This window comes from Treponema zioleckii (genome assembly GCF_014737315.1).
Classification (GTDB): domain Bacteria; phylum Spirochaetota; class Spirochaetia; order Treponematales; family Treponemataceae; genus Treponema_D; species Treponema_D zioleckii.
In genome coordinates this window covers 44,350-55,539 of sequence record NZ_JPUF01000021.1, presented here as the reverse complement: position 1 = coordinate 55,539, position 11,190 = coordinate 44,350, and the positions used below count along the sequence as shown (strand labels likewise).

General features: G+C 41.0%; 15 protein-coding genes. 11 read left to right on the top strand and 4 right to left on the bottom strand.

Annotated elements, in window-relative coordinates:
* Positions 1–82 precede the first annotated feature (82 nt).
* Entirely contained in the window at positions 83–634 is a 552-nt protein-coding gene (locus JI65_RS07380; RefSeq protein ID WP_191014737.1) for a rod-binding protein, read from the bottom strand.
* A gap of 87 nt (positions 635–721) precedes the next feature.
* Here JI65_RS07380 and JI65_RS07375 point away from each other — a divergent pair, with 87 nt between their 5' ends.
* From JI65_RS07375 to JI65_RS07360, 4 genes are read left to right on the top strand one after another with little or no spacing between them, the layout of a single operon-like run.
* Positions 722–985 carry a hypothetical protein gene (locus tag JI65_RS07375; protein ID WP_191014736.1) on the top strand — a complete coding sequence of 88 codons (264 nt, stop codon included), beginning with the start codon at positions 722–724 and terminating at the stop codon, positions 983–985.
* A gap of 56 nt (positions 986–1,041) precedes the next feature.
* Entirely contained in the window at positions 1,042–1,407 is a 366-nt protein-coding gene (locus JI65_RS07370; RefSeq protein ID WP_191014735.1) for a VanZ family protein, read from the top strand.
* A gap of 20 nt (positions 1,408–1,427) precedes the next feature.
* Complete coding sequence (locus tag JI65_RS07365; protein ID WP_191014734.1) at positions 1,428–2,615, top strand: TrkA-related ion transporter; 1,188 nt, start codon at positions 1,428–1,430, stop codon at positions 2,613–2,615.
* Between the two features lie 3 nt (positions 2,616–2,618).
* A complete protein-coding gene (locus JI65_RS07360) occupies positions 2,619–3,137 on the top strand; it encodes a cyclic nucleotide-binding domain-containing protein (protein WP_191014733.1) in 519 nt (172 codons plus the stop codon).
* A gap of 103 nt (positions 3,138–3,240) precedes the next feature.
* On the opposite strand, the gene flgG is transcribed toward JI65_RS07360, so the two are convergent.
* The gene (gene flgG, locus JI65_RS07355) at positions 3,241–4,035 is read right to left on the bottom strand and encodes a flagellar basal-body rod protein FlgG (protein WP_191014732.1); all 795 of its coding nucleotides are present in this window, start codon (positions 4,033–4,035) and stop codon (positions 3,241–3,243) included.
* A gap of 29 nt (positions 4,036–4,064) precedes the next feature.
* On the bottom strand, positions 4,065–4,859 hold the full coding sequence (gene flgF / locus JI65_RS07350; RefSeq protein WP_191014731.1) for a flagellar basal-body rod protein FlgF: 795 nt from the start codon (positions 4,857–4,859) through the stop codon (positions 4,065–4,067).
* A gap of 297 nt (positions 4,860–5,156) precedes the next feature.
* Here flgF and JI65_RS07345 point away from each other — a divergent pair, with 297 nt between their 5' ends.
* The 5 genes from JI65_RS07345 to JI65_RS07325 all read left to right on the top strand — a co-directional run bounded on the left by JI65_RS07345 (position 5,157) and on the right by JI65_RS07325 (position 8,604).
* Positions 5,157–5,495, top strand: coding sequence for a hypothetical protein (locus tag JI65_RS07345; protein ID WP_191014730.1), 339 nt, complete (start codon positions 5,157–5,159; stop codon positions 5,493–5,495).
* Positions 5,496–5,565: 70 nt separating this feature from the next.
* The gene (locus tag JI65_RS07340; protein WP_191014729.1) at positions 5,566–6,552 is read left to right on the top strand and encodes a metal ABC transporter substrate-binding protein; all 987 of its coding nucleotides are present in this window, start codon (positions 5,566–5,568) and stop codon (positions 6,550–6,552) included.
* Positions 6,553–6,566: 14 nt separating this feature from the next.
* Positions 6,567–7,193 carry a metal ABC transporter ATP-binding protein gene (locus JI65_RS07335; RefSeq protein ID WP_191014728.1) on the top strand — a complete coding sequence of 209 codons (627 nt, stop codon included), beginning with the start codon at positions 6,567–6,569 and terminating at the stop codon, positions 7,191–7,193.
* Positions 7,190–8,038, top strand: a complete 849-nt coding sequence (locus JI65_RS07330; RefSeq protein ID WP_191014727.1) for a metal ABC transporter permease — start codon at positions 7,190–7,192, stop codon at positions 8,036–8,038. Before JI65_RS07335 ends, JI65_RS07330 begins: the two co-directional genes overlap by 4 nt.
* A gap of 20 nt (positions 8,039–8,058) precedes the next feature.
* Positions 8,059–8,604 carry a hypothetical protein gene (locus JI65_RS07325; RefSeq protein ID WP_191014726.1) on the top strand — a complete coding sequence of 182 codons (546 nt, stop codon included), beginning with the start codon at positions 8,059–8,061 and terminating at the stop codon, positions 8,602–8,604.
* A 176-nt stretch (positions 8,605–8,780) separates the two neighbouring features.
* Here JI65_RS07325 and coaD read toward each other — a convergent pair whose 3' ends face one another.
* A complete protein-coding gene (gene coaD, locus JI65_RS07320; RefSeq protein ID WP_191014725.1) occupies positions 8,781–9,266 on the bottom strand; it encodes a pantetheine-phosphate adenylyltransferase in 486 nt (161 codons plus the stop codon).
* Positions 9,267–9,812: 546 nt separating this feature from the next.
* Here coaD and JI65_RS07315 point away from each other — a divergent pair.
* Positions 9,813–10,304, top strand: coding sequence for a hypothetical protein (locus tag JI65_RS07315; RefSeq protein WP_191014724.1), 492 nt, complete (start codon positions 9,813–9,815; stop codon positions 10,302–10,304).
* Between the two features lie 142 nt (positions 10,305–10,446).
* Positions 10,447–11,178 carry a HEAT repeat domain-containing protein gene (locus JI65_RS07310; RefSeq protein WP_191014723.1) on the top strand — a complete coding sequence of 244 codons (732 nt, stop codon included), beginning with the start codon at positions 10,447–10,449 and terminating at the stop codon, positions 11,176–11,178.
* The last annotated feature ends 12 nt before the right edge of the window (positions 11,179–11,190 follow it).

Here is an 11,190-nt window from a genome sequence, read left to right as displayed (position 1 = left end):
CATTTTGGCAAAAAAAAAGGCTTTTTGTAGGATTTTATTCGCTCAAAAAGCCTTTTTTTAAAAATAGTATATTTTCAGGATTTTAAGAATTTAAGTTCTGCTGATTCTGGCTAAGCTGAAGATAAACCTGATCCGCAAGTCCGAAGCCAGCATTTTTCGTCATCATCGTGGCATATTCATCATAAAGCATGTCTTCGTACATTTTTTTTGCGTAATTGCTTTCTCCGTCAGCCTTTATGACAGTTTTTCGCATCTGGCTGAGCATCATTTTTACGACGTAAGACTCAAATTCCAAAGATTTTTCGTACAATTTTGAAGTTCGGTCAATAGTTTTTGGCTGAACGTGAGGATTTGCCTGATTCGCTGCGGCACCGACAGGAAGCGCCTTTTTGTCAGCCTCAGACGTGAACGCACCGCTAAATCCAGAAGTCCAGTCACCATTCAAGCGTCCTTCGCGGGCAACCTGACTAGAAGAAATATTTTTTCCGACAGAAGATTTTTCTGTTGCAGCAGAGTTCATTTCAGAGAGCAAAGCATCAAATTTGCCTTTTTCCGAAGAAATTTTTGCAGACTGATATGCACTTTCGCCGTTTGTAATCGAGCTGAACCCGCCAATTGAATTTATTTCGTTCATAAAAACCTCAGTTAACTTAAATTTCGGCACGATTGTCAGGAATTTCAATTAAATTTGAAGAAATTAAATTTTCGTATATAATGTAAGATGATGGCAAAAAAGTTAAAGATGAAGATTGCGTATTGCCCAATATGCAACAAAGAACATGCACTAGAACTTCTCGGCTCAGGTTTTTTAATGGACGTAAGCGGAAATATGACTTATGTGAACGAAGATTTTTACCGCTGTCCCGAACAACCGTCTCTGTCACACATGGAAGAACATTTTGAAGAAATGATTGACACAGCAAGAAAACGCCGTGAAACAAACAAAAACGCAATAAAAGAATCCAGTTCAAAAAGGGCAAAATGAAAAATCCCACATTCACAAAAAAAATAAAAAACTAACTTAAATGGATTCCATCTCTCATGATTTTTTCTACAAGCTGGTACCTTTCGAGCCAAGAAAAAATCGAATCCATGCCTGATTTTTGGAACGCAGACAAAGTCGTTCATCTAATTTGCTACGCAGGGCTTTCATTTTGGGTTTCGTTCGCCTGCAACATCAAAGCGAAAAGGCAGTTCGCACTCCCCGCTTTGATTACAAGTGCTTACGGAATAATCGACGAGATTCACCAATCGCTCGTTCCTGGTCGCACGGCATCTATTTTTGACTGGATGGCCGACAGTTTTGGAGGTGTATTAGGGGCCTTTTTTTACATCTTTGTAATTTTCGGAATTCTTTCAGTGAGAAAACATTTTTTGAAAAGACAAAATGACTATTCTGGAAGTTAAAATAGGACTTATGGATTTTTATGAAACGGAACAGAAACAAGAATAGAATAAAACAAATCAAAAAACTGGTTTTGAAGATTTTAAAAAATCCGCTCACTTACGCAAGCATCGTTTTTATATGCCTGATGCTCCTTATGATTCAGCTGACGTACAAATACGAAGCAGGCATTACGATGAACACGATGGCCGACAGTTTTTGGAACTTCATAATCGCATTCGTGGCAGGTTATTACGACATTTGTGTCGTAACGCCGATGGGAAGGCTTTGCAGCTTCATTATTTTGATTTCTGGAATAATGCTTTTTAGCACGATTACCGGAAAAATCGCTTCCGTTTTTATGGAAGCGCAAATGAAAAAAGACAGGGGATTAAAAAAATTGAAGAATATGACCGGACACTTTTTACTTTGCGGATGGAGACCTGGATTTGACAAAATCCTTGAGAGCGTTCTTGCCTCTAACCCAGACATTACGCCAGACCAACTGATTCTCGTAAACGAAGCGGAATCTGAGCAGATTGAGCAATTAAGAGCACAGCCAAAATTCAAAGAAACCAAATACGTTTCAGGAGATTTTTCGGATGAAGAAACCCTCGAACGCGCTTTAATCAAATCTGCCGACCGCGCGCTCGTTATTTCAGACAAAACCGCAAAATATTCAACACTCGAAACGGACTCAAAAACAGTACTCGCGGTCCTTACGATGAAAAATCTGAACCCAAAGCTTTACGTTGCTGCAGAACTTTGCGACTCAAAATTCGAAAACCATTTGAACATGGCACACTGCGACGAAGTAATCCTTACGAGCGATTACGAGAACAGTCTTCTTGCCACGGCATCGAGCGGAATGGGATATTCGAACGTAATCCGGGAGCTTATTGGCTACGACGCAGTTTCTGGAATTATTATCGAAGACATTCCGCCATCGTTCATCGGAAAAACCTACAAGGATTATGTAAAGAGCCTTGCACCAATTTCTGTTACGCGAGCTGTTTTAATCGGACTCCTGCTGAACACTGGAAATTTCTACATGCGGCGAAAAGACGCTGTTCGCGAAGCTCAAAAGAATCCTGACGTGAGAAAAATCGTTGACAATCTAAAAAAGGTAAAGACATTAAAAAGCAACGAACCGCTTCTGACGCCCCCTTCGGATTATATAATACAGCCACACACAAAAGCTATTTTCGTAAAAGGCAAAAAAGAGGACTAAAATATGAAAACAGATTTTGAAGATTTTTTTCCAAAAATGCTGAAACTGGAGCTTTTTAACAAATTCAAGATTGACAGCAGCGATGACAAAAGAATTTTAAAAGAAGTTTACGACGCACTTTCTTCCACCGAATTTAAGACTGGCGATATAATCATAAAAGAGGGAGATTCGGGAGATTCGTTCTACATTCTCACCGACGGCAAAGTGCAGATTTTTAGGAACACTCCATCCGGCGACCCGATTGCCCTCGCAAACCTTTCTTCCGACATGAACATTTTCTTTGGCGAAACCGCATTAATCGGAAAAGACACCAGGTCAGCAACTGTAAAGGCCGTTACTGATTGCAAAACATTAAAAATTTCTGGAAAGAAATTCCTTGAATTGTGTGAAAAAGAACCTGTCCTCGGTTACAGGGTGCTTTTGTGTCTCGCCCGCCGCATGAGCGACTCCATAAAACGCGTGAATATTGACATGGCAACTTTGTACGAGGCACTTTTCTCCGAAATCGAAGACCACCGCTAAAAAATCCAAAAAAAATAAAATTCGAATAAAAAAGGCTGCCTTTCACCAAAACATCGGTTAGGCAGCCTTTCTTGTTTTATTGCTAAAAACTATCGTTTATCGGTTATCGTTTAAGGTTTACGGCAGTCGAAAGCATTGAGTCAGAAGTCTGAATTGCCTTTGAATTAAACTCATAAGCTCTTTGAGCAACAATCATCTGAACCATTTCGTTTACAACAGAAACGTTCGACATCTCAACGAATTTATGCTTTGTCACACCAAATCCCTCGAAACCTGGACGACCGGCAATTGCAGGACCAGAAGCATTCGTAACTTTGTAAAGATTGTCTCCAGCAGCCTCAAGACCTGCATTGTTCGGAAATCTGTACAATTCAAGCTGAGCAACGTCAATCGGATCATCCTGACCAAAAATCTTTACAGAAACACGGCCGTCATCGCTAATCGCCAAAGTGTGAATATCAAATCCTTCTGGCATAATGACTTCTGGCATTACGCGAAGACCATTCGAATTTACGAGCTGTCCGTTCATATCGATTTTGAATGTACCGTCACGTGTGTAAGCGTAGCTTCCGTCATACTGCTGAACGCGGAAAAATCCGTCACCAACAACGGCAATATCCGTGTCAACACCAGTGTTCTGGAGAGAGCCCTGAGTAAAGATTCTCTGAGTAGCGGCAACTTTAGCACCAGCTCCCTGCTCTATTCCTACAGGCGTAACTGTATCTTCCGTTGCAGGAGTACCCGCAAGTTTTACAGTCTGATACATCAAATCCTCAAATTCAGCGCGCTGCTGTTTGAATCCTGTTGTATTGACGTTAGAAAGGTTATTAGAAATAGCATCAAGGTTTGCCTGCTGACCGTTCATACCTGTTGCTGCTGTCCAAAGACTTCGTACCATTTATATCTCCTCGTAAAAATCGGTTAAAACTAGCGGCTCAACGCAACTTTATTCCAAAGCGTGCTCATCATAGAATCCTCGCTCTGGACGGTTTTTTGGCTCGCCTCATATGCCCGGTTAACTTCAATCATTTTTACCATTTCGTTAACTACATTTACGTTGCTTGTTTCCATGTAGCCCTGCATCATTCTTGGGCGTTCATTACCTTCTGCAATGTAAGCCTCGCCCGAAATATTATTAGATGACCAAAGGGAATTTCCCATCTTTCGGAGATACCGTTCGTTGTCAAAGCGAACAACCTTCATGCGGTCAACAATCTCGTCATCTTTTGTAAGAACAACACCATCCTCATTTACAGAGAATTTTTTGTCGCTCAAACGGATTATTCCATTTTCTCCGAGAACAGGATATCCATCTTTTGTCTCAAGGATTCCTTCTTTTCCGAGATGGAAGTTTCCATTACGAGTGTATCGTTCCCCGTCTGGAGTCTGCACGGCAAAAAATCCTTTTCCGCCGAGAGCAAAATCCGTAGATTCATCAGTAATTCGGAAAGAACCCTGACTGAAGTCAGTAAAATTCTCATTCGTCTCAACACCAAGACCAAGCTTTCCAACAATCGGCGCATTATCCGCAGAGCCAAAATCGCCTGTGTAACGACCGTCATCGTTGCCCCTTCTCAAAAGGAGTTCCGGAAAAGACTTGCTTATAATAGTGTCAGCCTTGTAACCAGCGGTATCAACGTTGGCAAGGTTATTTGCAACTGTATCGAGACGGTTCTGCTGTGCATTCATTCCGCTTGAACCGATATACCATCCTCGAACCATTTATGCCCCCTAAAAAAAGAACGGATATAAATTTTATCGGCACAAAGGTCTGAAAACTTAGTTTGAAGAATGAAAATTCGTTGAATTTTCTGCAAAAAAAAGGAACGTTGCAAGCAAACTTAAAGCAACAAGTCAGTCCTGCATGTTTCCCACAAGTTTTCATTGAAAAGTTGTGCTTCACTAGTACACCGAATAACCATTAACCGTCATTTCGAACCTGTGCGGAATTTCTGCCGTAAACTTGACATTATATTTTTATAGTGCTATAAGATTTTTAGTTTTTACAGGAGGGGAATTTTGGGCGGTTTGAAATCATTACAAAAATCAACGAAGATTTTTTTGCTTTCAATCCTGATTTTCTCTTTTCTTTTTTCATTAATCTTAAATTCATTCGAAAGCCAGCACAAATTCACGAGCGAAGGACACGACTCTAACAAATGCGCTGTCTGTTTGCTTATTGAAGCCGTAATTCTGGCACACCAATCAGAAAACATCAAAACCGACGCAGGATTTTTGGCAAAAACAATTCTTGCCGAGATTTGGACATTAGTTCCGGCAATTTTTGCGCTCATAAACTTTACAAAAAAAACAACCCGTCACATTAAAAAGCAAAATAACGTCCTGAATTTTTCATAATTTTCTTCTATAAAATAAAAATCACCAAAATACCTCGTTCTCTAATTCATTCATTTTGCGGAGATATTTTATGAAAAATGAATTTAAAAAAATCAATGCGATTTTCGCAAGCGTTTTTGTGGCAATCAGTATTTTTTCAATCATTTTTTGCATTTCTTGCAATCAAAAAAAACTGGAATCACAAAATTCAAAAGAACTAAAAATCGTCACAACAGCTTTTCCGTTCTACGATTGGACAAAAAACATAATCGGTGACTCGAACGGAATAAAAGTTGATTTTTTAATGACAAAAGGCTCAGACCCGCACAGTTTTCAGCCTGGCGTTGAGGAACTTGCAAAAGTTTCCGAGGCAGATTTATTTATTTTTGCCGGCGGAGAAAGCGATGACTGGGCAAAAGACGCCATAAAAAACAGCGTGAACAAAAATCAGAATCAACTCAATTTGCTTTCTTCCCTCGGCGCACTCGCAAAAGAAGAAGAGAATTTTGAGGGCGAGGAAGAATCTTGCACCGAAGAAAAAGAATTCGACGAGCACATTTGGCTTTCGCTCAAAAACGCAGACTTTCTCTGCAAAATTATTGCAAAAAAGATTTGCGAGCTTGACCCGAACAACAAAGAAACTTACGAAAAAAATCTTGAATCGTACTCAAAAAAACTTTGCGAACTTGACAACGAATACGCACAGCTTTGTGGGACCTCAAAAAATCACGCAGTCCTGTTCGGCGACAGATTTCCGTTCATGTATCTGATGAAGGATTACGGAATTGACTATTTTGCGGCATTTTCAGGTTGTTCGGCAGAAAGCGAAGCAAGTTTTGAGACAATTATAAAGCTTGCCTTAAAAATCGATGAACTTTCACTCAAATCAATTCTCACGCTCGAAAATTCGGACAAGAAAATTGCAGAATCAATAAAATCCAACACGAAATCAAAAAATCAGAAAATACTCACACTTGACTCAATGCAGTCAATCACTAAAAAAGAGCTCGAAGAAGGCATAACTTATCTAGTGATAATGAAAAAAAATCTAGAAGTCTTAAAAACAGCCCTAAACTAAAAGGAACGTTCAACATGTTAATTTGCAAGGATTTATCAGTCGGCTACAATGGCAAGCCCGTTGCCAGCGGCATTAATTTTACGGTAGAACACGGCGACTACGTTTGCATAGTCGGCGAAAACGGAAGCGGAAAATCAACGCTCCTCCGAACAATACTCTCGCTGATTCCTCCTGTGAGCGGAGAAATCGTTTGGACAGACGAATATCAAAAAAAAGAAACAGGATATCTTCCGCAACGCACCGACGTTCAAAAAGACTTTCCAGCAAGCGTGCTCGAAATCGTGCTTTCGGGATTTCAGGGAAAAATGGGGCTGCGTCCGTTTTACTCAAAAAAAGAAAAATATCTCGCACTCGAAAAACTCGCAATCCTCAAAATGGATTCGTTCGCAAAACAAAGTTTTAAGGAACTTTCTGGCGGACAGCAGCAAAGAGTTCTCCTTGCCCGCGCGCTCTGCGCAACAGAAAACCTTCTCGTGCTCGACGAGCCTGTGGCGGCACTTGACGCAGAATCAAGCAAAGAATTTTACGACGAAATCAAAAATCTTAACGAAAAAGGCGTTTCAATATTGATGATAACCCACGATTTGGTCGCAGCAAAAAAATACTCAAACAAAATCGTAAGGCTAGGAGAAAACAAATGATAGAAGCATTCGAAAAGCTTTCGCTATATTTCACATTTCCCTTCGTGCGCTACGCACTCATTGCAGGAACGCTAATAGCGCTCTGCTCGTCTTTGCTTGGCGTAACGCTCGTATTAAGGCGATTCTCGTTCATCGGCGACGGACTTTCGCACGTGGCGTTCGGGGCAATGGCAGTCGCAACCGTTGCGGGTTTTACCGACAAAATGATTATAATTCTTCCTGTAACGCTCTTGAGCGCAATACTCCTTTTGTGCACCGAAAAAAAAGTAAAAATCAAGGGCGACGCCGCAATCGCAATGATTTCAATCGCCTCGCTGGCGTTCGGCTACCTAATAATGAACATTTTTCCGCAAACATCAAACGTTTCGGGAGACGTTTGCACCACCCTGTTCGGCTCAACAGCGATTTTAACGCTCACCACGACAGAAGTGATTTTTTCGGCAATTCTCTCCGTGGTCGTAGTTTCGGCATTCATAATTTTTTACAACAAAATTTTCGCAATAACATTCGACGAAGATTTTTCACGAACATGCGGAGTAAAAGTAACCGCACTTAATTTTCTGATTGCCAGCCTTATCGCAGTGATAATCGTACTCGCAATGAAACTTGTTGGCTCACTTTTAATTTCCGCGCTGGTAATTTTTCCGGCACTGTCGGCAATGAGACTTGCGAAAAACTTTAAAAAAGTTACGATAATCTCAGCAATAATTTCAGTTCTAACATCACTCCTCGGAATCATAATTTCGATTCTCTTCGGAACACCGGTCGGAGCCACAATTGTTGCGGTAGATGTAATTGTATTCGGGTTAAGTTTTGCATTCGGAGCAATTTTTAACTTAAATTAAAGAAAATGAAAGGTGGGAACATGAAAAAAATCCAAAAACCGCTCCTTGCCCTAGCGACGATTTTTTTATTCGCAAGCTGCACAAAAAAGCAGGAAAAGCAAGAAGAAATCGCAACGGCAAACGAGATTGACATTCCAGAAGCCGATTTTTCAGAATCGGAACAAACTCTTAGCCCAGAAACCGACTTCTTAAAAGAATCCTCAGAAGTCGCAGAAGAAAAAAACAAAAACGCCGTCGATGTAGATTTTACAAAAATGAGCCAGACCATGATTTTCGCGCAAAGTTTCAACATGATTCTCGAAAGCCCAAATTACCTCGGAAAAACCGTAAAATTTCAGGGGCAAGTATTTTCAAACTACAACGAAATGGCAAAAACCACGCTGCACTCGGTAATCCAGTACGACGCCACGGCATGTTGCCAGGCAGGATTCGAGTTCATCCTTCCGCCCGGAAGTGAATACCCAGCCGACGGAAGCGAAATCGAAGTCATCGGCCGCTTTGCCTACACCGACAAATTCACCTTCGACTATTTCTACCTAGACTGCACGGAAGTAAAACAGATTTAAAAATTCCAAGCGAATTGGAGCGAATCCACTTGCATTCGCAAAAACGCAAACGGACAGCGCTTCAATTCACTTTCGGCAACCGCTGTTACAGGGTTCCGCCATTCGGCTTCATCCCTTCGGGACGGCTCCGCCGCCCTTCCATAGCGGGCTAAGCCAACTCTGTGCGCTCGCTTTCGTTAGCGGTTAACTTTCAGCTTCGCAAGCAAGGCGTCCTTTACGATTTCCGGAACCATCCCCGAAATATCACCGCCAAACGAAGCAAGCTCTTTTATCGCACTCGATTTTACAATAGAAAATTTCTGCTCCGTCGGAAGAAAAATCGTCTCAACATCTGGCGCAAGCCTGTGATTCATTATCGAAAGCTCAAATTCATAATCATAATCCACATGATTCCTGATTCCGCGAACAATAACTTTTTTGCCATTCTGCTTTGCATAATCAACAATCAACTTATCCCAAGTGTGAACAAAAACATTCTCATAGCCTGCGGTGAGTTTTTTTATAAAATCAATTCTTTCTTCAACAGTAAAAAAAGAATTTTTCTTAGGATTTACTGCAATAACAACATCAACAGTGTCAAAAATCTTAGCGGCCCGCTCAATTATGTTCAAATGGCCGTTTGTAAGCGGATCAAACGAGCCCGGAAAAATAGCTTCTACCATAATTGTCGAAATTATCAGATTTGACGGAACTTCGCAAGTAAGATAATATCTAAACTATGAAACTTAAAAAACCTGTTTTTTACTCGCCTCTTCACTACTGATTTTTTCATGCGCGAAAAAAACTGACGACGGCGAAAATTCCAATTTTCAAACCGAAAACAACAATCAGCAAAATATCGGCAAGGAACAAAATCAAAGCGTACAAGAAGAGCCAGCGCCTACAGCTCACGTAGAAGAACTTCCTGCAGAGGAAGTCAAGCAAAAAGAAGAGCCTTCTAAGGAAGAAACTCCGCAGCCAGAAGAACAAGAAGAATCTCCTCAACAAGAAGAAACTCCACCAGTAACTGAACCAGAAAAAGAACCTCCGAAAGAAGAGCCTCCTAAAGAAGAGCCTAAACCAAAAGAGGAAAAACCTGCCGAAGAAAGCAAGCCTGAACCTCCAAAGGAACAAGAGCCAAAAGAAGAAGCTCCCGCAAAGGAAGAAAAGAAGGCCGAAGAGCAAAAAAAGAAAAAGCCGAGCCTGAAAAGCCTAAAGAAGAACCTAAAGTGCAGGAAGAACCACCTGCCAGCGACGAAAAAAACGAAGAAGATGAATACGCACGCTCGGTCGGCGACGTTCAGGTCTCAAAAGACGACTTTAAAAAAGACAAGACAAACGTTCTTGCAGTCATAGACGACCTGGCAAAAGTCATGGCAGACAAGGACTTCAAAACTTGGCTTCAATACGTTGACTCATCTTCAACACAATACTGGTCTCAGGGCGTAAACCTGAAAAAAGCCCAGAAAAGGCTTCCGATAAAGGGATTGCAGCTAAGGACGCTCGAAGACTATTTCAAGTACGTTTTTATCCCTTCAAGGAGCGGACGCGAAGTGACGGAAATCCGCTACATTTCGGATTCCTACATAAAAGCCGTTCAAGTTCAGGATAACACAGACATAATCTACTATTACTTCAATAAAATTGACGGAATATGGAAACTGCACCTTCCGCCGATTGACAAATTAAAAAAAATGAGCAAAATCTCCATTTTTGCATAACTTATGACTCGCAATATGGAGAACTTAAAAAAGGATTTATTTTTTACAGTGCAAAATATCCTTTTTGTTGCTTTTTAGCAGATTATCTTTTATAATTTTAAGTAATTCGGTGCATAGCCGAGATTATCCAGGAGGATTATAAATGAAACCTTTAAAATTTGTTGCAGGCTCGCTCTGTGCATTCTTCATTGCATTCGGTGCAACAGCACAGAATGCAGACAAGCAGGAAACTACAGTAGAAGATACTTATTTGAGCAGCGTTCAGGATGTCGTAATCACAGAATTGTCAAATTCTGATGAGCGTGACAATAAACTGGTTGCTCTTCAGTACCTTGAAGATGCAGTTAACAGCGGAAACGTAACACCAGACATGATGGCAGCTCTTGACCACCTTGCTGGCGAAGGAATTACAACACAGGAAAGAACAAACGGTCGTATCATGAACAACTATCCTGATATCCGTGCAAAAGCCTGTGATCTTCTCGGTCAAGTAAAGTCTGAAGAAGCAAAACAGAGCCTTATGAAAATCGCTCTTGCAGACAACGAACCAATGGTTATGACAGCTGCAATTCGTTCATTGGGAAACATCGGAATGAACAATGGTGATGACGTAACAGACACAATCGCTTGGGCAAACAAGAGAAACCGAGTTCTTAACCCAACAAGCAGCATGGCTTTGGAAGTTATCATCGCTTACGAGAAACTTACCGATACAGTTGAAAACAAACAGCCAATGATTCAGGAACTTGGAAAAATTGCTACAGATTACCACTACGTAACACCTGTAAGACAGCGTGCTCTTGCACTCTTAAAGACTTTGCAGTCATCAGGCGGAAGCAACAATTCAAAAAAATCAACTTCTGATGCAAAATAATTAAGACATTCA